At 70.5% G+C, this 22811-nt stretch carries 19 protein-coding genes; 10 read left to right on the top strand and 9 right to left on the bottom strand.

Going from position 1 to position 22811, the window contains the following annotated elements; all coding sequences use genetic code 11:
- Nucleotides 1-89: 89 nt before the first annotated feature.
- Nucleotides 90-713, bottom strand: coding sequence for a permease prefix domain 1-containing protein (locus tag AB0J91_RS22050; protein WP_363871876.1), 624 nt, complete (start codon nucleotides 711-713; stop codon nucleotides 90-92).
- Complete coding sequence (locus AB0J91_RS22045) at nucleotides 710-1039, bottom strand: helix-turn-helix transcriptional regulator (protein WP_363871875.1); 330 nt, start codon at nucleotides 1037-1039, stop codon at nucleotides 710-712. The genes AB0J91_RS22050 and AB0J91_RS22045 overlap by 4 nt, the downstream gene beginning before the upstream one ends.
- Nucleotides 1040-1124: 85 nt before the next feature.
- On the opposite strand from AB0J91_RS22045, the gene AB0J91_RS22040 reads away from it, so the two are divergent.
- On the top strand, nucleotides 1125-1550 hold the full coding sequence (locus tag AB0J91_RS22040) for a DUF2269 family protein (RefSeq protein WP_363871873.1): 426 nt from the start codon (nucleotides 1125-1127) through the stop codon (nucleotides 1548-1550).
- Between the two features lie 3 nt (nucleotides 1551-1553).
- Complete coding sequence (locus tag AB0J91_RS22035; RefSeq protein WP_363871871.1) at nucleotides 1554-1790, top strand: DUF3817 domain-containing protein; 237 nt, start codon at nucleotides 1554-1556, stop codon at nucleotides 1788-1790.
- A gap of 87 nt (nucleotides 1791-1877) precedes the next feature.
- Here the strand turns inward: AB0J91_RS22035 and AB0J91_RS22030 are convergent, their stop codons facing one another.
- Nucleotides 1878-2468: a nitroreductase family protein gene (locus AB0J91_RS22030; RefSeq protein ID WP_363795303.1), complete on the bottom strand. Its 591-nt coding sequence runs from the start codon at nucleotides 2466-2468 to the stop codon at nucleotides 1878-1880.
- A 109-nt stretch (nucleotides 2469-2577) separates the two neighbouring features.
- Entirely contained in the window at nucleotides 2578-3732 is a 1155-nt protein-coding gene (locus AB0J91_RS22025; protein ID WP_363871869.1) for a hypothetical protein, read from the bottom strand.
- 362 nt (nucleotides 3733-4094) lie between these two features.
- On the opposite strand from AB0J91_RS22025, the gene AB0J91_RS22020 reads away from it, so the two are divergent.
- The 4 genes from AB0J91_RS22020 (at nucleotide 4095) to AB0J91_RS22005 (ending at nucleotide 8696) form a co-directional block, all read left to right on the top strand.
- Complete coding sequence (locus AB0J91_RS22020) at nucleotides 4095-5360, top strand: aspartate kinase (protein ID WP_363795223.1); 1266 nt, start codon at nucleotides 4095-4097, stop codon at nucleotides 5358-5360.
- Nucleotides 5360-6427: an aspartate-semialdehyde dehydrogenase gene (locus tag AB0J91_RS22015; RefSeq protein WP_363795225.1), complete on the top strand. Its 1068-nt coding sequence runs from the start codon at nucleotides 5360-5362 to the stop codon at nucleotides 6425-6427. Before AB0J91_RS22020 ends, AB0J91_RS22015 begins: the two co-directional genes overlap by 1 nt.
- Before the next feature lie 353 nt (nucleotides 6428-6780).
- Nucleotides 6781-7167, top strand: coding sequence for a Uma2 family endonuclease (locus AB0J91_RS22010; protein WP_363871866.1), 387 nt, complete (start codon nucleotides 6781-6783; stop codon nucleotides 7165-7167).
- A gap of 56 nt (nucleotides 7168-7223) precedes the next feature.
- The gene (locus AB0J91_RS22005; protein ID WP_363871863.1) at nucleotides 7224-8696 is read left to right on the top strand and encodes a gluconokinase; all 1473 of its coding nucleotides are present in this window, start codon (nucleotides 7224-7226) and stop codon (nucleotides 8694-8696) included.
- A 29-nt stretch (nucleotides 8697-8725) separates the two neighbouring features.
- Here the strand turns inward: AB0J91_RS22005 and AB0J91_RS22000 are convergent, their stop codons facing one another.
- From AB0J91_RS22000 to AB0J91_RS21990, 3 genes are all read right to left on the bottom strand, one after another.
- Complete coding sequence (locus AB0J91_RS22000; protein ID WP_363871860.1) at nucleotides 8726-10834, bottom strand: dynamin family protein; 2109 nt, start codon at nucleotides 10832-10834, stop codon at nucleotides 8726-8728.
- On the bottom strand, nucleotides 10831-12651 hold the full coding sequence (locus tag AB0J91_RS21995; RefSeq protein ID WP_363871857.1) for a dynamin family protein: 1821 nt from the start codon (nucleotides 12649-12651) through the stop codon (nucleotides 10831-10833). Before AB0J91_RS21995 ends, AB0J91_RS22000 begins: the two co-directional genes overlap by 4 nt.
- A 165-nt stretch (nucleotides 12652-12816) precedes the next feature.
- Nucleotides 12817-14790, bottom strand: coding sequence for an IniB N-terminal domain-containing protein (locus AB0J91_RS21990; protein ID WP_363871854.1), 1974 nt, complete (start codon nucleotides 14788-14790; stop codon nucleotides 12817-12819).
- A 300-nt stretch (nucleotides 14791-15090) separates the two neighbouring features.
- Between AB0J91_RS21990 and AB0J91_RS21985 the strand changes: the two genes are divergently transcribed.
- On the top strand, nucleotides 15091-16446 hold the full coding sequence (locus tag AB0J91_RS21985) for an Hsp70 family protein (protein WP_363871851.1): 1356 nt from the start codon (nucleotides 15091-15093) through the stop codon (nucleotides 16444-16446).
- Between the two features lie 121 nt (nucleotides 16447-16567).
- Nucleotides 16568-19027, top strand: coding sequence for a LuxR C-terminal-related transcriptional regulator (locus tag AB0J91_RS21980; protein ID WP_363871848.1), 2460 nt, complete (start codon nucleotides 16568-16570; stop codon nucleotides 19025-19027).
- A 121-nt stretch (nucleotides 19028-19148) separates the two neighbouring features.
- Here AB0J91_RS21980 and AB0J91_RS21975 read toward each other — a convergent pair whose 3' ends face one another.
- On the bottom strand, nucleotides 19149-20216 hold the full coding sequence (locus AB0J91_RS21975) for an alpha/beta hydrolase (protein WP_363871845.1): 1068 nt from the start codon (nucleotides 20214-20216) through the stop codon (nucleotides 19149-19151).
- A 170-nt stretch (nucleotides 20217-20386) separates the two neighbouring features.
- Between AB0J91_RS21975 and AB0J91_RS21970 the strand changes: the two genes are divergently transcribed.
- Nucleotides 20387-20944, top strand: coding sequence for an NADPH-dependent FMN reductase (locus tag AB0J91_RS21970; RefSeq protein ID WP_363795243.1), 558 nt, complete (start codon nucleotides 20387-20389; stop codon nucleotides 20942-20944).
- A gap of 82 nt (nucleotides 20945-21026) precedes the next feature.
- Nucleotides 21027-21566, top strand: a complete 540-nt coding sequence (locus tag AB0J91_RS21965) for a DNA starvation/stationary phase protection protein (protein ID WP_363871842.1) — start codon at nucleotides 21027-21029, stop codon at nucleotides 21564-21566.
- 43 nt (nucleotides 21567-21609) lie between these two features.
- Here AB0J91_RS21965 and AB0J91_RS21960 read toward each other — a convergent pair whose 3' ends face one another.
- Nucleotides 21610-22677 carry an NADH:flavin oxidoreductase/NADH oxidase gene (locus AB0J91_RS21960; RefSeq protein ID WP_363871839.1) on the bottom strand — a complete coding sequence of 356 codons (1068 nt, stop codon included), beginning with the start codon at nucleotides 22675-22677 and terminating at the stop codon, nucleotides 21610-21612.
- Between the last annotated feature and the right edge of the window lie 134 nt (nucleotides 22678-22811).

Below are 22811 nucleotides of genomic sequence, written 5' to 3'. Positions count from 1 at the left end.
ACCATTGTTCTGGTCCGTTCAGCTCCGGTCGGTCGCAGTGGGGGATGTTCCCGTTGAACTCCCGCCGGTTCCGGGAATTCGCCACCTGCTCAGCGCGCTTGCTCCGCGCACTCCCGGCACGTCTTCGCCGAGTTCGCCAGCGCCGAGTGCGCGGCCACGGTCCCCGCGGCGATGATCAGCAGCAGCGGCCAGTTGTCGGCCAGCGGTAGTGCGGTGGCCAGGGCGATCGTGGTCAGCGGCATCGCGATGCTGGCCGCGGTGCCGGTCCATGCCATGATCAGCGGCAGCCGGTCCGGCACCGAGAGTCGCCGGGTGATCAGCAGAGCGGCGCAGCCGACGACCGCGGCGGTGCCGGCGATGGTGGCCAGCAGTTGCGCGGTCTGCGACGGCGGGATGCCCTGATCGCGGCCGATCGTCCACGCCAGGTGCCAGCAGCCGAGCAGCACCGGCACGGTCGCCAGCAGCGCGAACGCGGTGTGCCGGGTCTGGGCGACGGTGAGCTCCCGCTGGCAGCTGGGCGCGACCTCGGCGGGTGTGCCGAACTCGCGCATCGCGTCCCGCACGGCCTCCTCGGAAGGCAGTCCGGCTTCGACGCGCGCGGCCGCGGTGTCGGACAGGCCGTCGCGGATCTCCTGCACCATGCGCGCCTTGGCGCGCGCGGGCCCGCGCAGTTCGGCGGCGAGCTCGTCGGCGTAGCTCTCGATCGCGTTCACGCGTTGCTCCCGGGATTGAGCACGGCGCCGATCGCGGCGGTGAACTGCCGCCACTCGGCGCGCTCCCCGGCCAGGCTGCGCCTGCCTTCGTCGGTGAGCCGGTAGCAACGCCGACGCCGTTCGCCGATCGATTCCCAGCTGCTGGTCAGCAGGCCGAGTCGTTCGAGGCGCTTGAGGGCGGGGTAGATGGTCCCGGTGCGCAGTTCGAGCGCACCGCCGCTGCGGTTCATGACCGCGGTGATGATCGCGTAGCCGTGCAGCGGTCCGGCTTCGAGCACGGCGAGCAGCAGTCCGTCCAGGTGCCCTCGAACCGCGTCCGCCTTCATGCGTCTCATCATATCGGGTGAAAGTAGCCAGGGTATATATTGTCTGCCAACCTATTGGTGCGCGATGACCCACGGAGGTCCTGAGATGACCGCGCTGCTGCTGTCCGTGCACGTCCTGGCGGCGATCGTGCTGATCGGTCCGATCGCCGTCGCCGCCTCGCTGTTCCCGCGCCACGCCCGCACCGAACCGGACTCCGGCGTTCCCCGGCTGCTGCACCGGATCTGCCGCGGCTACGCGCTGGCCGGCATCGCCGTCCCGGTGTTCGGCCTGGCCACCGGTCTGCAGATGGGCGTCCTGGGAGACCCGTGGCTGCTGATCTCGATCGTCCTGACGGTGATCGCGGCGGCCCTGCTGGCGCTGGTGATCCTGCCCGCGCAGGCCGCGATGCTCACCGAACCGGTCGCTGCCGCCGCCAAGCGGCTGACCATGACCACCGGCGTCTTCAACCTGCTGTGGGCGGCCGTGGTCGTGCTCATGATCGTCCGCCCCGGCTCGTCGACGGGAGCCTGAGGCATGCGCGCCCTCAAGATCGCCGCGGCTGTGGAAGCCCTGACCCTCGTGCTCCTGCTGGGCAACCTCGTCACGGTCCACGTGCCGGAGCTCAGCTCGCTGCTCGGCCCCGTGCACGGCACGGCCTACCTGATCACCATCGCAGCGGCCCTCGCCGCGATCCCCACCCGAGCCCGCTGGTTGTCCCTCATCCCCGGGATCGGCGGTCTCCTAGCCCTCTCGCGCCACCCGGCCGGGTGAGGAATTCGAATTTCGCGCGAAATTGGAGTCGAATCTTCCGGGCTCGAACTTCGCGCGAAATTCGAATCCCACCTCGAAAACCGCAGGTCAGAAGAGGGGAGTGCCCCACGATTCGGTGAAGACGAGGTCGGTGAGCGGCTTGCGGACTCGGGGGCGGAGCTCCTTCTCCACGAGGCGTTCCGGCATGTCGTCCAGATTGCCGAGGTCGCCGATCGCGATCGCCACCACGGGCTCGAAGTCGTCCGGGACCGCGAACTCCACGCGGGCCGCGTCGCGGTCGAAACCGGCCATCTGGTGCGCGTGCCAGCCCTCCGCCACGGCCTGCAGGACCAGGTTCTGAGCGGCCAGCGCGAGTCCGTACTCGCCGTAGGGCATCGGTTCGCCGTCGGAGTTGACCGACTGCGCGACGCCGATCGCCAGCGCGGCCGCGTCGCCGGCCCAGCCCTTGTTGCCGCGCGAGAGGGTGCCGTGGATGCGGTCGAACGTCGACTCACCGCGGCGCGCGGCGATGAACCGCGCGGGCTGCGTGTTGCCCCAGGACGGAGCCCACCGGGCGGCCTCGAACAGCGCCGTGAACTGCTCGTCGTCGATCGTCGCCGCCGGGTTCAGCGCGCGCGGGCTCCAGCGCTTCGCCAGCAGCGGGTGCAACGGAACCGAGGTGTCCGCGGTCTTGTCCAGTTCGGTCACCGAAACCTCCCGGCAGCAGAGTTAGTTCCTTGAACCGCGAGGACCAGCCTTGCAGCTTGGCCGCTGAGGTTCCACCACCCTTACCGCTGGGCGAGACGGGTCAGATGGCGTAGTCCCAGGCGGTCAGCGAATAGGCGCCGAGCCAGGAGCCGAAGAGCACCAGCAGCACCGCTGTGGTGACGGCTGTGGCCGGAGTCCTCTTGCTCAGTCCGATCGCGACCGGGATGAGCAGCGGGAACGCGGGCAACATCAACCGCACCTTCGAGTACATCAGGCCGTCCGAGCCCAGGTCCAGCACCAGCACGGCGGCGGCGAACAGGACCAGCGGCCACGGCAGCCGGTGCCAGACGCACAGCGCCAGCAGCACGATCGCCGCCAGCACCACCCAGACCGTGAAGGTCTCGAAGACCGACTTGTCCTCGGTCAGCGCCTCGACCACGAACTGCGCGGTCTTCGCCCCTCCGTCGAACGCCGACGACCAGCCGCGGGCCTGCAGCTCGAAGTAGCCGTTGATCTTGCCGGTCTGCAACCCCACCCAGCCGATGTAGGCGATCATGCCCAGCGGTGCGAGCAGCACGGCCAGCCACGGCCGCCAGGAGTCCCGACGCTGGACGATCGCGATCACCGCGGCCAGCCCGATCACCCCGACCAGGGCGGCGGCGGTCGGCCGGATCAGGCCGGCCGCCGCGCAGCACAGCCCGGCCAGCGGCCAGTTGCGCTCGATCACGCCGATCAGCGCCCAGATCGACAGCGCGCAGAACAGCGCCTCCGAGTAGGCCATCGACAGCACCACCGACATGGGCGCGGCGGCGAACAGCACCACCAGCAGCAGCCCGACCCGGCGGGTGCCGCCGAGCCGTTCGCCCAGCCGCGCCAGGCCGTAGGCGGCGACGACGCCGCAGACCAGGCTCGCGGTGATCGCAGCGCCGATCGTGCTCACGCCCGGGACCAGCGCGATCGCCATGATCAGCAGCGGGTAACCGGGGAAGAACGCCAGCGGGGTTTCGGGGTACCGGTTCCCGAAGCCGTCGACCATGCTCCCGTTCACGCCGCCGTAGCCGTGGGCGGCGATCTCGGTGTACCACTGCCCGTCCCAGGCGTTGAGGTTGTCCAGCAGGGATTCGTCGTTGACTGCGGAGAGCCAAGCTAGTAAGAGCAGTCCCACCAGCCGAATTGCGAGGTAGACCACAGCCGGGGTCAGCGCGATGATCATCCGGCGCTGCTGCGGTGTGCCCGGTCGCGTGCCGCCGCTCACTCGCGACGCCTGCTGTTTCCGCTGCGTAGCCGCAGTGTTTCCGGTATCCCCCAGGGGTGGTTCCAGCGCGCCCTGCGTGGTGGACAACCCTACGCTCCGCTCTTGTCGACAATCGCGTCCAACAGGGTAGACGTGACGTTCGTGATTGGGGTTCACCCCCGGTGGTCGGTAGGCTAGTCCGGCAGCGGAGCGACCTGGTAGAAGGCCGTTTCGGTCGTGATCGACCGACGCTGTCTCCCGCCGGTCGCGGGGCGGAGGGCGCATCCCACCGGGGATGTCCCACTGCTCTTCGTCCACCCGGTGTCAGCACGGGGACAACCCGTGCCCGGGACGGCCGCAGCGGTCGAGGAGGTTTGTTTCACGTGGCGCTCGTCGTCCAGAAGTACGGCGGTTCCTCACTCGAGAGTGCTGATCGCATCAAACGGGTCGCCGAACGCATCGTCGAGACCCGCAAAGCGGGCAACGACGTCGTGGTCGTCTGCTCCGCGATGGGTGACACCACTGACGAGCTGCTCGACCTCGCCAAACAGGTCAACCCGGCACCGCCGGAGCGGGAACTCGACATGCTGCTGACCGCGGGGGAGCGGATCTCCAACGCGCTGGTCGCGATGGCCGTCGAGTCGCTCGGCGTGGAAGCCCAGTCGTTCACCGGCTCGCAGGCCGGCATGATCACCACCTCGGCGCACCAGAACGCGCGGATCGTCGACGTCACGCCGGGCCGCGTCCAGGAGGCGCTGGCCGAGGGACAGGTCGCGCTCGTCGCCGGGTTCCAGGGCGTTTCGCAGGACACCAAGGACATCACCACGCTCGGTCGTGGCGGCTCGGACACCACCGCGGTCGCGGTGGCGGCCGCCATGAACGCCGACGTGTGCGAGATCTACACCGACGTGGACGGCGTCTACACGGCCGATCCGCGCATCGTGCCCGACGCGAAGCACCTCGACCACATCACCTACGAGGAGATGCTGGAGATGGCGGCGACCGGCGCGAAGGTGCTGCACCTGCGCGCGGTGGAGTACGCCCGCCGCTACGGCGTGCCGCTGCACGTCCGCTCGTCTTACTCGCCCAAGCCCGGCACGACAGTGTCCGGTTCAGTGGAGGACCTTTCCGTGGAACAGGCGATGATCACCGGCGTCTCGCACGACCGGTCGGAGGCCAAGGTCACCGTGCGCGGTGTGCCGGACAACCCGGGCGTCGCGGGCCGCATCTTCCGCGTGGTCGCCGACGCCGAGATCGACATCGACATGGTGCTGCAGAACGTCTCCGGCATCGCGTCCGCCAAGACCGACATCACCTTCACGGTGGCCCGCAGCAACGGTGCGGTCGCGGTGGCGGAGCTGGAGAAGATCTCCGGTGAGGTCGGCTTCGAGGAGGTCGTCTACGACGACCAGGTCGGCAAGGTCTCGCTGGTCGGCGCGGGCATGCGCTCGCACCCGGGCGTGACGGCCACGTTCTGCGAGGCGCTGTCCAACGCGGGCGTCAACATCGACATCATCAACACCTCGGAGATCCGCATCTCGGTGCTGATCCAGGACACCCAGCTCGACACCGCCGTGCAGGCCCTGCACGCGGCCTTCGAGCTCGGTGGCGACGAGGAAGCGGTCGTGTACGCGGGGAGTGGTCGCTGATGAGTTCCGCACAGGTGGGTCCCACCTTGGCCATCGTCGGCGCCACCGGTGCCGTCGGCACGGTCATGATCGACATCATCAACAACCGCGACTCGGTGCCGTGGGGCGAGATCCGGCTGATCGCGTCGCAGCGCTCGGCGGGCAAGAAGATCACCGTGCGCGGCGAGGACAACACCGTGGTCGCGCTGGCCCCCGAGGCGTTCGACGGCGTGGACATCGCGCTGTTCGACGTGCCGGACGAGATCTCCGCCGAGTGGGCCCCGGTGGCCGCCTCGCGCGGCGCCGTCGCGGTCGACAACTCGGGCGCCTTCCGGATGGACCCCGAGGTGCCGCTGGTGGTGCCCGAGGTCAACCCGGAGAAGGTGCACGAGCGCCCCAAGGGCATCATCGCCAACCCGAACTGCACGACGCTGTCGATGATGGCGGCGCTGGGCGCGCTGCACCGCGAGTTCGGTCTGCGCGAACTGGTCGTCTCCTCCTACCAGGCCGCTTCCGGTGCTGGTCAGGACGGCATCGACCGCCTCTACGCGGAGCTGGAGGCGGTGGCGGGCAAGCAACTCGGCGTCCGCGCCGGTGACGTCGCCGACGCCCTGGCCGCGGCCGGTCTGTCCGCCGAGACCCCGTTCAAGGCGCCGCTGGCGCTCAACGTGGTCCCGTGGGCGGGTTCCCGCAAGGACGACGGCTGGACCTCCGAGGAGCTCAAGGTCCGCAACGAGTCCCGCAAGATCCTGGGGATCCCGGAGCTCAAGGTCTCCGCGACCTGCGTCCGCGTCCCGGTGCTGACCACGCACTCGCTGGCGGTGCACGCCACCTTCGAGCGCGAGGTGTCGGTGGAGCAGGCGCACAAGCTCTTCTCCGACCAGCCGACGATCGTGCTGGACGACGACCACGACAACGGCGTGTTCCCGACCCCGGCGGCCGTCGTCGGCGGCGACCCGACCCACGTCGGCCGCGTCCGCCAGGCGCTGGACTTCCCGAACACGCTGGACTTCTTCGTCTGCGGCGACAACCTCCGCAAGGGTGCGGCCCTCAACACCTACGAGATCGCCGAAACCCTCGCCAAGTGACCTGATCACCGGCACGACAAGGGCGCCTTCCTCCTGGCCACAGGGGGTGGGCGCCCTTATTGCTTCCATTGCGGTGGATTCAAGAACCACTCGAACGTGCGTTTGTCCTTCGTGGAGCTTGGAGCTTGGAGCGCGTGATCGGCGCGGCTATTGGTGGAGGCATGTCCGTGATGACCTGGCCCGACCACCTGATGACCTCGGGGAGTTCGACGAACTCCCCGAGGACAACTCGCGGCGCTACGAGCTCCAGGAAGGCGTCCTCCAAGGGACCCCGAAAGCCGCTGGTTTCCACCAGTTCGTCCTCACTCGGCTCTCCGCTGCGCTCGGACAGGATCCTGCCGGAAGGCTGGGCGGTGATCAGCGAGCCGGAGGTCGTGATCACCCGCACTTACCCGCCCACGGTCCGGGTTCCTGACGTGATCGTGCTGGGATTGGATCGGATCCTGGAACGGCCGACGCGGTTCCACGCGCAGGACGTCGCGCTCGCCGTCGAGGTGCTGTCTCCCGGTTCGCGGCGCGTGGACAACCTGGTCAAACGATCCGAGTACGCCGAGGCGGGGATTCCCTTCTACTGGGTTCTCGACATCACGGACCAGCCGAGGCTCGCTGCGCATCGCCTGGTGGACGGCGTCTACGAGGAGGACTTCAACGGCACCGGTGTGTTCATGACCGGGGAGCCGTTCGACCTGCGGATCGATCTCGATGCGCTGGGCACGCGGATCGTGCCGAAGCGGGAGTGATCCTGGGCACGCCGCCTGGGCCGAGCGGGTGCCATCCGGGCGGATAGGTTCGTGGCATGAGCTCTGTCCCGGTCGTTCTGGGTGTCGATCTCGGCACCACTGCCACCAAGGTCGTCGCCGCAGGCACCGATGCGCGGGTGCTGCACACCACCGAGCGCGGCTATCCGCTGCGCACCGACGAGTCGGGTGAGGCCACCCAGGACGCCGCGGAGGTGCTGCGGGCCGCGATCGAGGCGCTGACCGACTGCGTGGCGTGGGCCCGGGAGCAGGGTCACGAGGTCGCCGGGCTGTCGTTCAGCAGCGCGATGCACACCCTGGTCGGGCTGGATTCCCGAGGTGAACCCGCCACGCGCGCGTTCAACTGGGCCGACACGCGGGCCGCCGACGTCGCCGCGCGGCTGCGCGCTGAGCCGGAGACGTCCTCGGCGCTGCACCGGGCGACCGGAACGCCCGTGCACACGCAGTCGGTCATGGTGAAGCTGGCCTGGCTGACCTCGGGCGGAGCCGCCATCGGCGAGGTCGAACGCTGGTGCGCGCTCAAGGATTTCGTGGTCACCGCCTTCACCGGCGAGTTCGTCACCGAACACTCGCTGAGCTCCGGCAGCGGCCTGCAGGACATGCACTCGCTGACCTGGCACGAGCCCGCGCTGGAGGTCGCGGGCATCCGCGCCGAGCAGCTGCCCGAACTCCGCGAGCCGACCGCCTCGGTCCCGCTCGCGCCGCAGGTGGCCGAGGCCGTCGGACTCCCGGCCGGGTTGCCGGTCGTGCTCGGCGGCGGTGACGGGCCACTGGCCAACCTCGGTGTGGGCGCGGTGGCCCCCGGCGTGGCGGCGCTGTCGCTGGGCACCAGCGGCGCGCTGCGGGTGACCCGGGACAAGCCGGGCGTGGACGACCGCTGCCGCACCTTCAGCTACGCGATCGCCGACGGCCTGTGGGTGATCGGCGGGGCGGTGAGCAACGGCGGCGTCGCCGGCCAGTGGGCCGCGGAGGCGTTCGGCGTGGACGTCGCCGACCTGCTCGACGAGGCCGCCCAGGTCCCGGCCGGGGCCGACGGGCTGATGGCCCTGCCGTACCTGCTCGGCGAGCGCGCGCCCTGGTGGGAACCGGGCCTGACCGGGGCCTTCCTCGGTCTGCGCCGCTCGCACGGCCGCGCCGAGATGACCCGCGCCGTGATCGAGGGCGTCGCCCAGCAGCTCGCCCTGGTCCGCGACGCGGTCACCGAATCCGGCGCCGAGGTCCGCGCGGTGCGCGCCACCGGCGGGGGTTTCCGCAGCCGCATCTGGGCCGAGACCATCGCCTCAGCCCTGAACATGAACCTCGACCTCGCCGAGGGCAGCGGGGGCTCGGGTCTGGGCGCGGTCCTGCTGGCCTGGCGAGCTCTGGGCGAGATCGACTCCCTGGCCCACGCCGCGGAGCTCGTCGCCGTCGAATCCCGGGTCGCCCCGGATCCGGCCGCGGCGGACCTGCTGGCCCGCCGCCGACCCCTCATCGACCAGCTCCACCAAACCCTCCGCGACCTGTCCCTCTGACTTCGGACCCCCGGCCCGGTCTTGAGGGATCAGCCTCGGGAGTGGCGGCCCGAGGGGGTTGGGTCGACGTAGTGGGAGGGCTCGTCCGGGTCCGGCTTGGCGTGGCTGCCGGTGGGCTGGCTGACCGCGGAACGGGTGCGGGATTCGGCCTGCTCCGGCTCGGCGCGGCGTCGGCGGCCCGTGCTGGTGCCGACCTCGCGGAGCGCTCGGCGTCCGGTGGGGTGGTCGTTCTGCTGCAGGAACTGGGTCGCCGGGGTCTTCCCGGGGGTGTCCGTGCTGCGTGCCGAGGTCGACCCCTCGCCCTGGCGGGTGTGGGCGGCGGCCTGCTCCTGGCGGGCTCGTTCCGCTTCGGCGGCCTGGCGGGCCTGCTCCGCCTCCGCGGCCTGGCGGGCCTGCTCGGCCTGGCGGGCCTGCTCGGCTTCAGCGACTTGGCGGGCGCGCTCGGCTTCGGCGGCCTGACGGGCTCGTTCCGCCTCCGCGGCTTGCCTGGCCTGCTCGGCTTCGGCGGCTTGCCTGGCCTGCTCCGCTTCGGCTGCCTGGCGGGCCTGCTCGGCTTCCGCTGCGCGCCTGGCCTGCTCGGCCTCGGCCGCTTGCCGGGCACGCTCGGCCTGCGCCTGCGCCTGGGCGGCGCGGGCTTGTTGCTGGGCTTGGGCCTGGGCCGCCTGCTGCGGGTTCCCCTGGGTCTGGATCTGGTGCAGGATCACGCGTTCCGCGCTGCGCAGGACGGTGCGGACGGCGTCGCGGTGGGCGCGGTCGAGCATCGGGTTGACGGCCTGCTCGCGCCAGCGGGAGAGCGTGGCGGTGGCCTCGTCGGCGACGTCGGCGACCATCGCCGTCTCGTCCAGGCCGAGCCGTGCGTGCGGTGAGTGCCCGGAGGCTCCGAGCAGCCGCTTGGCCTCGGCCTGCAGCGGGCGGGCGAACCGGATCTGCCCGGCGTCCAATGCGGACAGAACGCGCAGCTCGTTCCACTCGTGGGCGTTGGTGAGCACCCGCTCGAACTCGCCGAGCAGCTGCTGCACCCCGGGTCGCGGGTTGGCGCGCAGCACCATGTCCACCGCCAGCAGCGCGGATCGCGCCCGCAGCGCGTCCTGGCGTTCCACGAACTGCGAGTGCAGCGTCTCCTGCAGGGTCGTGAGACCGCTGGTCTCCAGCAGTTCCTGCTGCAGCTGCTGGGCAGTGCCGACCCCGCCGCGCAGAAGGTCCAGCGAGCGCGCGATGCCGTAGTGGCCGAAGCGCTCCAGCAGCCGCTGCCGGATCTCCGACGGCACGGCCTCCAAGCCCGCCTTGACGAACCGCTCCGCCGACAGCAGCAGCGTGTCCCGGTCGGTGTCGGAGAGCCGCGCCAGGTAGGCGAGGATCTTGAAGTCGTCCTCGGTCATCGTCGACGACGCCTGCCCGAGCAGGCCGACGACCGGGATGAAGTGCTGGGCGAACGCGCTCAGCGTCGGGTCGGCGCGGTAGCGGTCGGCGATCCGCTCGGCGGCGGCCAGCGCGTCGGCGCCGCCGTCGCCGGTCTCGTCGGCGCGGGAGAACGCGACGATGGTGTTGATCGGGACGCAGCGCGCGGTCTGCAGCTCGTTGACCGACTGCAGGAACTGCAGGTCGGTCTGGCGCGGGTAGCGGGTCAGGTAGAGCACCGCGTCGGACTCGGAGAGGATCTGCGCGAGCGCGGAGCGGCCGGTCTCCTGCACGGCCGCCGAGGCGACACCGGGCGTCTCGATCAGCGTGATGGCCTGCAGGCCCGGTGTCGGGGATTCGATGACCAGCCGGGAGACCTCGTCCGGGCGCCAGTGCTGCAGATCCCGGATCGTCGCCGAGTCCAGTGTGGACACCGGAACGTTCTGCACCGCGCCGTGCGGGGTGTGCACCAGGATCTTCGGTTCCGGCCCGTACTGGTAGAAGGTCGTGACCTGGGTGCGCTCCTCGGCGTCGGTGGGCGCCAGGTCGGTTCCGATCAGCGCGTTGATCAGCGTCGACTTGCCCGACTTCACCCGCCCGCTGACCGCGATCCGCAGCGGTTGGTCGAGCCGTTCCAGGCGGTCGCGCAGCCACGTCGACGTGCGCGGGTCGTCGCGGTAGAACGTCATCGTCCGCATCAGCAGGCCCTTGGCCCGCTCCAGCAGCGCCTCGGTGCTCATGCGGCGGTGATCCGGTTCTGCGTGAGCTGGGTGACCCGTCGGCGAAGCACGGTGATCTCCTCGAGCTTCTGCTTGATCTCCCGCGCCCGCTGGTCGCGGTCCACCGCGCTGCGCTCGGCGGAGCGCTTGATCGCCTGGATGGACTGGCTGATCTCCATCTGGGCGTCCTCGGTGATCCGGGTGAAGTGCTTGTGCAGCGCCTTGTGGATCGCGCGGATCGTGTCCTTCGAGTCCTTGTTGACCTGGAAGATCACCTGCTCGATGTGCCGCTGCACGTTGCTCTTGGCCTCGGTCTGGCGGCGGCGCAACCGCATGTCCTTCTCTTCCTTGAGGCTCTTGGAGCCCAGCAGCACACCGGCCGAGATCGACACGACGTTCATCAGCGGCAGCCCGGCCATCGTGGTGATCAGGCCGAACATCAGCACGCCGCCGTAGGAACCGCGCAGACCGGTGAGGACCTTGTCGGAGTTCTTGTAGTCGGCGCCGGTCGGCAGCTTCGGGCCGGGGACCTCGTCGAGCGGGTCCGGTGCCAGCACCGGGTTCAGCTCGGGCGGGCGGCTGAGCTGCTGCGGCGGCATCTGCTCCGCGACCATCTCGGCGAGCCGCTGCTGGCGCTGCTCCAGCCAGCCGAAGGTCTCGCTGATCGCATCGGTGAGCCGGGCCTGCATCCACCGGATGAAGTCGTCCCAGATCATCAGCGGGTCGGCGACCTCGAAGATCTCGTTGACCTCGTGCAGCACCGCCCAGGTGCGTTCCCGGAAGTCGTACTCGATGTCGGTGAACAGCTCGGAGATGCCGTCGTTGAGCGTCTTCTGCCAGTGCTGCGAGATGCGGCGCAGGTCCTCGGCACGGCGCTGCGCGGTCTCCAGCTCGACCAGCGTTTCGGCGGCGGTGCGCGGGTTCTGCGCGGCGAGCTCGGCGCGCAGCGAGTCGTTGATCTGGGTCAGCGCCTCGGACACGTTGTGCGCCACCAGCCTTCGCGTGAACTGCTCGTGCTGGCCGGCGAGTTCGGTCTGCAGGAACTCCAGCAGCTGCGGGAATCCCGACTCGGCGTTGAGGTTGGTGTTGCGCGACTGCATGGCGCGCATCCGGATGTCTGCCGAGACCGGGAACAGCTTCGCCGAGACGCCCGCGTTGCTCAGGTGCTTCCGGTTGACCTCCAGGACCTTCCGCCAGTGCGGGGTCCGGTCGATCTTGGGCATCACCAGCGCGATGTTCGGGCACAGCGCGGTGGCCTGCTTGAGGAACGCGAGCTCGTTGGTGGTCAGCTCCTGGGTCGAATCGGACACCATCAGCAGCGCGTCGGCTTCGGCGACCACGGAGAGTGTTGTGCTGGTGAGAAAAGATGAGACGCTCCCCACACCCGGGGTGTCCATCAGCGCCAGACCGTTCTGCAGCACCGCTCGGGGGATGCCGATCTCACCACGGGTCACCGGACGGCCGTTCGCGACGGCGCGCTCCATGTGCTCGCGGACCTGGTCGATCGGGACCGGGGTGCGGTCGAGCGCGATCGGTCCGCGCGCGGGTTCCTGCTCGATGAGCAGCGCGGTCGGTTCGTCGGCGTAGCGCACCAGGGTCGGCACGGTCGTGGTGACGTCGTCGCCGGACGGGCACACGGGAGCGTTCACGATGGCGTTGACCAGCGCGGACTTTCCCTGCTTCGACTCTCCGACGACCAGCACGAGCTGGGTCGGGTCGAGGACTCTGGTTCTGATCTGGCGCAGGCGGCCATGCAGATCGGCGCGCTGCTGCTCGGCGCACTCGGCAGTAGCGCGATCGATCAGTTCCACCAACGCCGTCTCGATCACGGCGGCCATTGTGTCGTGCCGCGGCGGTTAGAGAAACCCAATCGGTTGAACTCACATCGTTATCGCGCACTCGCCGTGTTGGTGAGGCGCGAGAAATTTCCGAAATGTGAAAAATGCCGGGATCCACTCAGGGAGCGGATCCCGGCATCTTCACGACTCAGTCGCGGAGAGCGATCAGAGCAGGCCGTCCAGCGGCAGCGCCTCCGTGGCGGTACCGGTAAGGCCCTCCAGCGGCTCGCCGACGATCGGGCCCGCGACCGGCAGGTCGCTCGGGGCCGGCAGGTGCGAGGCCACGTCGCCGACCGGGGCCAGCGGAGCGGCGTCCAGCGGCAGCGCCGAGGTGACGTCCTCGACCGGCAGCGCGTCGGTGGGCAGCGCGGAGGACAGGTCGTCGACCGGCAGCGCGGTGACGTCGCCACCGGCAACGGTGTCGGTCACGGAGCTGGCGAGGTCGCCGGCGACCGGGACGTTGGCAACCGCGTCGGTGACCGTGCCGGTCACGTCGCCGAGGGCCTCCGGGCCGACCGGGACGTTGTTGACCAGGTTGCCGCCAGCGGCACCCCCGGCAACGTCGCCCACGACCGGGACGCTGCTCAGCGCGCCGGTGGCGGTGTCGGCGACCTCGCCGGCGACCGGGACGTTGGAGACGGCGCCGGTGACGTCACCCGAGGTCACGTCGCCGAGGGCGTCGCCCACGACCGGCACGTTCGCGCCGGCGTCGGTCAGCGTGCCGGCCACACCGGTCACGTCGCCCGAGGTCACGTCGGAGACGGCGTCGCCGACGACCGGCACGGAGCCGACGGTGCTGGTGGCGGTGGAGGCGATGTCGCCCACGACCGGGACGCCGGCCACGACGCCCAGCGGGTCGCCGCTCTCGGCGGCGCCGGTGACGGCACCGGCCAGGTCGCCCACGACCGGGACGCCAGCAGCGGCGCCGGCCAGGTCGCCCACGACCGGCAGGCCGGCGGCGGTGTCGCTCAGGTTGCCGGCGATGCCGGTCACGTCGCCCGAGGTGACCGAGCCGACGACGTCGCCGACGACCGGGGCCTCGGAGACGGTGGAGGTCAGGTCACCGGCAACACCGGTGATGTCGCCCGAGGCGACCGAGCCGACGACGTCGCCCACGACCGGGGCGTCGCCCGCGACCTGGGTGACGTTGGAGGCCACGTCGCCCACGACGGGGGCCTCGGAGAGGGTGGAGGTCAGGTCACCGGCGATGCCGGTCACGTCGCCCGAGGTGACGTTGCCGACGACGTCGCCCACGACGGGGGCCTCGGAGACGGTGGAGGTCAGGTCACCGGCAACACCGGTGATGTCGCCCGAGGCGACCGAGCCGACGACGTCGCCCACGACCGGGGCGTCGCCCGCGACCTGGGTGACGTTGGAGGCCACGTCGCCCACGACCGGGGCGTTGGTGACCACGTCGGTGACGTCGCCCGTGGCCACGTTGCCGACCACGTTGGTGACGTCGCCGTGCACCAGCGAACCGGCGGCCGACGCGACGTTCAGCGAGCTGTCGAACATGTGGGTCGCGGTGCTGGTGACCGAACCGACGGTGGAGGACAGGTCGAGGTTGTCACCGATGTTGACGGCGTTGCCCGACAGGATCTGGTTGCCCGAGAGCACGTCGTGCACGTTGACGACGTTGTGCGAGTCGACGTCGGTGTGCTCGATGTCAACGTTGGTCTCGCCGCTCGGCGCGGGGGCCGGGGCGGGCATCTGAGCGTCGACGTCGCCGCCGGGGCCGAAGTCGTCAGAGGGGGTGTTCTGCAGCATGCTGAGTTCTTCCTGCTCGTGTGGATGTGCGGGATGCAGTTCGCTGATCGCGACATGCTGGTTGCTCGCGGCGAACTTCTCGACGCTGCTCGAAAGCGAGCGGTCGTACGCGTTGACCACCTCGACCGGCGCGTAGTCGAGGACCAGCGACGTGGCTTGCAGCACGTCTGTCGCGCTCATTTCCCCGAGTCCGACCTGATCCAGCGTGGCTTGCGGATCAGCGTCGAAGGCCGACCGTGCGGCCGGATCGCTGACGAGGCGCGTGAGGAACTCGTGCAGCGTCGGTTCCGCGGACAGGCCGGAGTTGGAGTGCGTCCCGGGGTCGGAGATGGGGGACTCGGCCTGACCAAAGGCGTGCTGAGGGTTCGTCATCGTCGGACCTCCCGATGCTCAGCGGTACTCGGCTAGGTGGACCGAGTGAGGTCGTGCCGTTCCCTCACTCCTGTGTTGATCACAGTAGGGACGGGGCTCCCCCCAGCCATCGGGTACGACTCCTAGTTATCGAGATCTCTATTAGGGGATCGGTTAGGTAGTCCGTTGGGGGGTAACTAGGGGAGTCCTGACCCGCTCCGTAATCGAATGCCGCTAAATTGTGGGCACCCCGGCCGCGCGCAAGACCCTCGATCGGGGAACCTGACAGGCACACGCGAGTCGGTGACACGAAGGGATTGCATGCCTTACGTCCTGGGCGTTCACCTGGGCGCGACGGTGACGACCGCCGCCACGGCCAGGCGCGACGGTGGCCGCTGGACGGCGACCGTTCCCGTGCCCTTGGCGACCAGCGGCCCTGTGGTGCCGACGGTGCTGTGCAAGGTCCAGGACGGATCTTTCGTGGCCGGGGAGGCCGCTGCCCGCCAGGAGATCAGCCACCACGAGTGGGTCGCCCGCGGCTTCACCAGCAGGCTCGGCGACGACCTGCCGCTGGTGGTCGGCAGCGAGTTCGTCCCGGCGCAGCGCCTGGTCGCCGCGATGATCGAGTGGGTCTCCGACGCGGTCACCCAGCGGCAGGGGCACCCGCCCGAGCACATCGCCGTGGCCCACAGCTCCAGCTGGGGCCCGCACCGGGTGCACCTGGTGCAGCAGGCGCTGGCCCAGCTCGGGATCACCGAGGTCACCTTGATCCCCGAGCCGATCGCCGTGGCCCTCGACTACGCGAGCAAGCAGCGGGTGGACGAACAGCATCCGCTCGTGGTCGCCAACGTCGGCGGCAGCGGCTTCGACGCCACCGTGCTGCGCCGCCGCCACCCCACCTTCGAGGTCGTCGGCTCGCCGCTGAGCACCGACCACCCCTCCGGCCAGGACCTCGACGACGCGCTGTTCGAGCTGGTCGGCGAGCAGTTCCCGGCGCAGATCGGCGAGCTCGACCCCTCCGACGTCAACCACCGGGCGGCGCTGGCCAAGCTGCGCGGCGAGTGCGTGCGGGCCAAGGAGGCCCTGTCGCACCAGGCCGGTGTGTCGATGTGGGTCGACCTGCCCGGCGTGCGCACCGAGTTCGGCATCTCCCGCGCCCGCTACGAGCAGTTGGCGCGCCCGCACCTGGAGCGGGTGCCGGAGCTGATCTCGCAGGCCGTGCAGTCGGCGTCGTTGCGCCCCGACGACGTCGAGACGGTGGTGCTGGCGGGCGGGACCGCGCGCACCCCGATGCTCAAGCAGCTGGTCGCCGAGCGGTTGCAGACCCCGCCGCTGGTCGACGTGGCCCCGGAGCTCACCGCGGCCGGCGGAGCCGCGCTGGCGGCGCAGCAGGTGCTGTCCACCGACACCGACCGGAGTTCGGTCGCCGAGACGAGCGTGCTGATGCGCATCGAGGGCTTCGACACCGACGACGACGTCGACGACGAGCCCGAACCCGTCGAACGCCCGCCGATCGACGTCGAGCCGATGCCGATCGAGCCCCCCGACGAAGCGCGGGCGAAGCGCATGAAGATCATCAAGCTCGTGATCGCGGCACTGCTGATCGCCGTGGGCGTCGTGATCACCTTCATGACCAAGGACCACTCGATCACCGGTGTGATGGATCTCGTCAAGTAGCTCCGTGATCGCTATTTCGTTAACGGAACGGCATACCGCGCAACTGAATCGACCCCCACCACCGTCAGCCAACTGATCAGGACCGCAGGACCCAGGTGACCGGACGACAAGGAAGGCAGGCGTGAATCACCCGACGACATCCCGCGCCGCCCTGGTCCCGGACGGGCACGCGGCCGGATTGCGGTCGGCCATCGAGGCCTCCCCGGGCTCGCCGATCGTGGCCGGAATCCAGGGCGCAGGTGGGTTCGGCAAGACCACGCTGCTCGACACCATCGCCGCCACCTACCGCGAGGCCGACGTGCCGGTGCTCGGCGTCCGGGACCTCGACCGCGCCGAGCACGGCGCGCTGCTCGTCGACGACGCGCACCGGCTCGACGACGAAATGCTGCTGCGGCTCAGCGAGATCGCCCGCCGGCCTGGTATCCGGCTGCTGGTCGCCTACCGGCCCGGTCCGCGCAGCGCGGCGCTGGGTGAGCTGATCGCCGAACTCGGCGCTCCCGTGCTGCTCGCGACCCTCGGGCTGGACGAGATCGCCGAGCGGACCGCGGGCAGCGCGCTGGACTGGGTCGGTTGGGTGCAGACGCAGACCGGCGGTGTCCCTCGCTACGTCTCCCGGCTGCTGGCCGAGGCCGTGCCCGGACGCGTCGAGCTGCCCGCCCGCGCGCTCGACCACTTCCAGCACGACCTGGACCAGCTCGGCGAGGTCGGCTGGGGGTGCGCGACGGCGATGGCCGTCGGCGCCACCCCGCACCCCGACCTGCTCGCCGTCGTGGTCGGCACCGACAGCTCGACGGTCGGTGCCGTGGTGTCGGCCATGCGCTCCGGCGCGATGCTCGGCTCCGAGGACGTGCTGCTGCCGATCGTGCGCGCCGCGGTCCTGAGGTTGACGTCGTGGGACCTCCGGCTGCGCATCACGCGAAAACTGGTGGAACTCCAGCTCTCCCGGGGCGGACCGGTGCTGCCGCTGGTCGCGCCGCTGCTGGAGGCGCCGATGGCGCTGCTGCCGGAAGCGACGCTGGCAACGGCCTTCGAGCGCGCCGGCGAGGAGGCCGTGCAGGTCGCCCCGCACCTGGCCGGGCGGATGCTCGCCGCCGCGGTGTCGGCCGGTGTGCCCGCGGGCTCGGTGGTCGCGCGCCAGGCTCGGGCGGCCGCCGTGGCCGGGAACCTCGACGAGGCGCTGCGGCTGGCCGACCGGGTGATCGTCGACGAGAACGCGCCGGACCGGGAACTGGGCGTCCAGGTCGCGGCGGGCGTGCTGGCGCACCGCGGGCTGCTGGAGCGCTCGGCGGAGCTGTGCCGCTGGTCCGCGGCGAAGCTGCGCTGGCCGGGGGACAGGGCGTTCGCGGCCGTCGGTCTGATCGGCGCGGGCCGGCTGACCGATGCCGAAGAGCTGCTCAAGACCGGCGACGACGCGGGACCGCCGACCTCGATGACCGGTGCGGCAGCCCAGATGGCCGCGGGCGTGCGCGAATCCGTCGTCGGATCGGCCACGACCGCCCTGTCCACGCTGGTGCGCGCGGCCTCGCTGTCCGAACCGCTGGGACGCGGTGTGTTCGTGCCCGACACCCCGGCGGCGGTGGCCGCGCTGGTCGCGCTGCACTGCGGTGAGCTCGACGTCGCGCAGTCCACGCTGGACCGCGCGGTGGAGACCGGAGCTGGAGGTGCCCTGCTGCACAACCGGCACCGGCTGCTCGCGGCCTGGTTGCCGCTGGTCAAGGGCGACACGGTCACCGCGCGCGCGAAGCTCCCCGAAGCGAGCGAGATGGCGGCCCGCGACCGGCTGATGGCCACCGCGATCGAGGCCGGGATCGCCAGCCGGGACAACGACATGACCGCCCTGGCCACCGCTCGCGCGCAGGCCAGGCAGGTCGCCGCGGAGCACTCGGTGGACCTGTTCTCGCTGCTGCCGCTGGGCGAGCTGGTGGTGGCCGCGGCCCGGTTGCGCGACCAGGAGTGGATCACCCCGTACCTGAACGAGGCCGAAGCGCTGCTGGAGCGGCTCGGCAACCCTCCGCTGTGGACGTCGATGCTGCTGTGGAAGCGGTTGCAGGCGGCCATCGTCCTGGAGGAGAACGACTCCGCAGGCCGCTTCGCCGACCAGCTCGACGCTCTCGCGCACCACAACGCGCTGGCCGCCGCGATGGCCGAGGCCGCCCGGATGTGGCTGCGGGTCCTCGGTGGCGAGGTCGATCAGGACGAGGTCGAACGCATCGCCCGCGGCCTGCACGGCGCGGGTCTGGCCTGGGACGGCGCCCGTCTCGCCGGGCAGGCCGCCATCCGCACGCACGACCGCCGCGCCATGCTCGCGCTCCTGGAGTGCGCCCGCGCCCTGCAGGGCAAGCCGCCGCGCCCCCGGGCGGTGAACGCCGGCGGCGCCGATTCGGAACTGCTCTCCGAGCGGGAGAAGGAAGTGGCCGAACTGGTGGTCGCGGGCCTGACCTACAAGCAGGTCGGCAAGCGCCTGTTCATCTCGGCCAAGACGGTCGAGCACCACATCAGCCGGATCAAGCAGCGGCTGGGTTCGGCGAACCGCGAAGAACTCCTCACCCGCCTCCGAGAGCTCCTCGCCGACCCCGAGTGACCCCCGCTGGGTGGAGCGTTCACCAGGGGGCGGTTCTGGTCCGAGCTGACCTGACACATCAGACGTCGATCATGGACGGTTCGGACCACAACCGCCCCGCGGCGGCGAGGTGTACCCCAGATCAGACCTTGTGCAGGTCCAGCGCCGCTCGGACCGTGCCGACGATCTCGAAGAGCGCTTCCTCGAAGCGTTGACCCACCGGGCGGATGTTGGCGAACCCGTGGATGAGGTCCGGGAAGCGCCGCGCCACCACCGGCACACCGGCGTCGGACAGCGCCTTGGCGTACGCCTCGCCCTCATCGCGCAGCGGGTCGAACCCCGAGGTCACGACGTAGGCCGTGGGCAGCTCGGTGAGGTCGTCGGCCAGCAGGACCGACAGCCTCGGGTCGCCGCGCTCGGACTCGACGGGCGAGTACTGGTCCATGAACCAGGTCATGTCGTGGTCGGTGAGCAGGAATCCGTTGCCGAACAGCTCCCGCGAGCGGCGCCGCCGGGTCGCGTCCACAGCCGGGTAGAGCAGCACCTGCAGCACCGGCTTCTGCTCACCCGATCGGGTCGTCTGCAGCGAGACCGCGGCGGCGAGGTTGCCGCCCGCCGAGTCGCCGCCGACGGCGATCGCGTCGCTGGAGGAGCCGAGGTCCGCGGCGTTGTTCACGGCGTAGTGGTAGGCCGCCAGCGCGTCGTCCAGCGCGGCGGGGAACGGGTACTCCGGGGCCAGCCGGTAGTCCACCGACAGCACCCGGATCCCCGTGTGCCTGGCGAGGAATCGGCACAGGTCGTCGTGGCTGTCGAGGTCGCCGATGACCCAGCCGCCGCCGTGGTAGTAGACCAGCAGCGGACCCGTTTCGGTGAGGTCCTGGGGCCGGTAGAGCCGCGCGGGCAGGTCGCCGTTGTCGGTCGGGATGGTCCGTTCGGCGACGACCACGCCGCCCAGCGGAGCCGCTGAGGTGATCTTCGTCGCGTGCGCCATGCCGGCGCGGGCCTTCTCGGCCGTCGAGGCGGCCAGCCCGGTCTGGCCGGTCAGCCTCTGCAGCTTGAGCAGCAGCTGCGCGTCGAGCGCGAGTTCCTGTCCGTCGATCCGGATCGGCGCCCCCGCGATGAGGCGGCGAATGGGCTGGGGCAGTGCGAAAACGGCGCGCATCGCGGCGCCTTCGAGCGTCGGTTGCAGCGCTTCGATGACGTTGGGCATGGGCGTGACCTTCCCGCGAAGGTGATGGACGGCTAGTAGGTTACCCGCAAGTAGCCAATTATCGGCGTCAGCTCGCCGATCTTGACCTCCAGCGGACTGGAGGTTCTAGCGTGACCCGCAGAGGCACATCGGGGGCGACAGTTCCCAGGTTCGGGTGAAAGGATCGGCACATGACGGTGACCGTGGTGGGGATCGGTGGCTCGGTCCGCCCCGACTCGCAGTCCGAGCGCGTGCTGCACACCGCGCTGGAGGGCGCCAGGGAGTCGGGGGCGAAGGTCCGGGCGATCACCGGTGCCGACCTGGCCCTGCCGTTCTACGACCCGCACGTGACCGACCGCTCCCCGCTGGCCACCGAACTGGTCGAAGCGCTGCGCGGCGCCGACGGAGTGCTGATCTCCTCGCCCGGCTACCACGGAACGGTGTCCGGCCTGGTCAAGAACGCCCTCGACTACGTCGAGGACCTGCGCGGCGACTCCCGCCCCTACTTCGACGGACGAGCCGTCGGCTGCATCGGCGTCGCCTACGGCTGGCAGGCCACCGTCACCACGCTGCAGGCGCTGCGCTCGGTCGTGCACGCGTTGCGCGGCTGGCCGACCCCGCTCGGCGGGGCGGTGAACTCGGCCGAGACCCGCTTCGGCCCTGGCGGCGCGTGCGACGACGAGAAGGTCGGCGCCACGTTGCGCACCATCGGGCGACAAGTGGTGGAGTTCGCCGAGCAGCGGGTGTAATCGCCCGAAGTGCGCGGGTACCTCCTGGGCAGCACCCTGATTCCGGTCTGCACGTTCTCGTCGAGGAGGTTGTGCGAAACCCATGGCTCAGAAGAGTGCATCCAAGGCCGCTCCGAAGAAGAGCGCGCCGAAGAAGAGCTCCGCGAAGAACGCGGCGCCGATCACAAGTCCGCTCAGCAATTCCGACCGCGACATCACCGGTCGGGTGCTGCAGGACACGCTGCTGGACCTGATCGATCTGCACCTGGTCGCCAAGCAGGCTCACTGGAACGTCGTCGGCAAGTTCTTCCGCGACGTGCACCTCCAGCTCGACGAGCTGGTCAACTCGGCGCGGGGTTTCGCCGACGACGTCGCCGAGCGCGCTGTGACCATCGGCATCTCGCCGGACGGTCGCGCCTCGACCGTCGCCAAGGGCTCCGGACTGCCGGACTTCCCCGCCGACTGGCGCACCGACGGGCAGGTGATCGAGGCGATCGTGGACACCCTGGGCGAGGTCGTGGGGCGCTTGCGCAAGCGCATCGACGAAACCGACAAGACCGACCTGGTCAGCCAGGACCTGCTGATCGCCATCTCCAGCGACCTGGAGAAGTCGCACTGGATGTGGCAGGCCCAGCTCGCCTGAACGAGCGGGTGGGGAAGTTCGGCCGAGCTTCCCCACCCGTTGCTCAGCGGGCTCGCTCGTACTGGACGGGCCAGATGTTGTCCGCGCGCAGCCGGTCCGCCGCGTGCAGCGGCCAGTGCGGGTCGCGCAGCAGCTCGCGGGCGAGCAGCACCGCGTCGGCCGAACCCGAGGCGACGATCTCCTCCGCCTGCTCCGGAGCGGTGATCAGGCCGACCGAGGCGGTCGGGATCTCGGCGTCCAGCTTGATCTGCCGGGCGAACGGGACCTGATAGCCGGAGCGCACCGGGATCTTCGCGTCCGGGATCGCACCGCCGGTCGAGGCGTCGATCAGGTCGACCCCGCGCTCGGCGAGCAGCTTGGACAGGCGCACCGAGTCGTCGCCGGTCCAGCCGCCCTCGGTCCAGTCGGTCGCGGACAGGCGGGCGAACAGGGGCTTGCCCTCCGGCCACGCGGCGCGTACCGCTTCGGTGATCTCCAGCAGCACCCGGACCCGGTTCTCGAAGTCGCCACCGTAGGCGTCGGTGCGGTCGTTGACCAGCGGCGAGTAGAACTGGTGCGCCAGGTAGCCGTGCGCGAAGTGCAGCTCGACGACGTCGAAGTCGGCCTCGTCGGCGCGACGCGCGGCCGCGGCGAACTTCTCGGGCAGCTCGGCGACCTCCTCCGCGGTCAGGGCTCGCGGAGCGGCCAGGTCACCGAAGGCGTTGCCGGTGGAGCTGACCGTCTGCCAGCCACCCTCCGACTCGTCGACGGTGGCACCGCCGGCCCACGGCTGGCCGGTGGACGCCTTGCGGCCCGCATGCGCGAGCTGGATGCCGGTGGCGGCGCCCTGCGCGTGCACGAAGTCGTTGATCCGGCGCCACGCCGCGACCTGCTCGTCGTTGTAGATGCCGGTGTCGTTCGGGGTGATGCGGCCTTCCGGCACGACGCCCGAGGCCTCGGCGATGACGAGACCGGCGCCGCCGATGGCGAACTGGCCCAGGTGGACCAGGTGCCAGTCGTTGGGAACGCCGTCGGTCGCCGAGTACTGGCACATGGGCGAGACCCACGCGCGGTTGCGGACGGTCAGATCACGCAGCTTGATCGGTTCAAACAGATGGCTCACACCGAGCATGACGACCGCGCGGAACGAGATATTCCGCCCCGGCCAGGGGCCTTCCTCACAACCCCGCCAGGCGCCGCGCGTCCAGGCGGGGGGCTGTCGAATTTCGCGCGAAATTCGAGTCCGAACTCGGGCACTCGAATTTC

Source organism: Saccharopolyspora sp. NPDC049357 (assembly GCF_040677225.1).
Lineage (GTDB): Bacteria > Actinomycetota > Actinomycetes > Mycobacteriales > Pseudonocardiaceae > Saccharopolyspora.
The sequence above is the reverse complement of the archived record's forward strand: the minus strand, read 5'-3'. Positions and strand labels throughout refer to the sequence as shown.

Excerpts from the sequence above, each read along its gene's own strand:
- AB0J91_RS22035 (WP_363871871.1), top strand. The coding sequence starts at position 1,554 with ATGCGCGCCCTCAAGATCGCCGCGGCTGTGGAAGCCCTGACCCTCGTG.
- AB0J91_RS21995 (WP_363871857.1), bottom strand. The coding sequence starts at position 12,651 with ATGGCCGCCGTGATCGAGACGGCGTTGGTGGAACTGATCGATCGCGCT.
- AB0J91_RS21985 (WP_363871851.1), top strand. The coding sequence starts at position 15,091 with ATGCCTTACGTCCTGGGCGTTCACCTGGGCGCGACGGTGACGACCGCC.
- AB0J91_RS21975 (WP_363871845.1), bottom strand. The coding sequence starts at position 20,216 with ATGCCCAACGTCATCGAAGCGCTGCAACCGACGCTCGAAGGCGCCGCG.
- AB0J91_RS22040 (WP_363871873.1), top strand. The coding sequence starts at position 1,125 with ATGACCGCGCTGCTGCTGTCCGTGCACGTCCTGGCGGCGATCGTGCTG.
- AB0J91_RS21970 (WP_363795243.1), top strand. The coding sequence starts at position 20,387 with ATGACGGTGACCGTGGTGGGGATCGGTGGCTCGGTCCGCCCCGACTCG.
- AB0J91_RS22045 (WP_363871875.1), bottom strand. The coding sequence starts at position 1,039 with ATGAAGGCGGACGCGGTTCGAGGGCACCTGGACGGACTGCTGCTCGCC.
- AB0J91_RS22005 (WP_363871863.1), top strand. The coding sequence starts at position 7,224 with ATGAGCTCTGTCCCGGTCGTTCTGGGTGTCGATCTCGGCACCACTGCC.
- AB0J91_RS21960 (WP_363871839.1), bottom strand. The coding sequence starts at position 22,677 with ATGCTCGGTGTGAGCCATCTGTTTGAACCGATCAAGCTGCGTGATCTG.
- AB0J91_RS22000 (WP_363871860.1), bottom strand. The coding sequence starts at position 10,834 with ATGAGCACCGAGGCGCTGCTGGAGCGGGCCAAGGGCCTGCTGATGCGG.
- AB0J91_RS21990 (WP_363871854.1), bottom strand. The coding sequence starts at position 14,790 with ATGACGAACCCTCAGCACGCCTTTGGTCAGGCCGAGTCCCCCATCTCC.
- AB0J91_RS22015 (WP_363795225.1), top strand. The coding sequence starts at position 5,360 with ATGAGTTCCGCACAGGTGGGTCCCACCTTGGCCATCGTCGGCGCCACC.
- AB0J91_RS21965 (WP_363871842.1), top strand. The coding sequence starts at position 21,027 with ATGGCTCAGAAGAGTGCATCCAAGGCCGCTCCGAAGAAGAGCGCGCCG.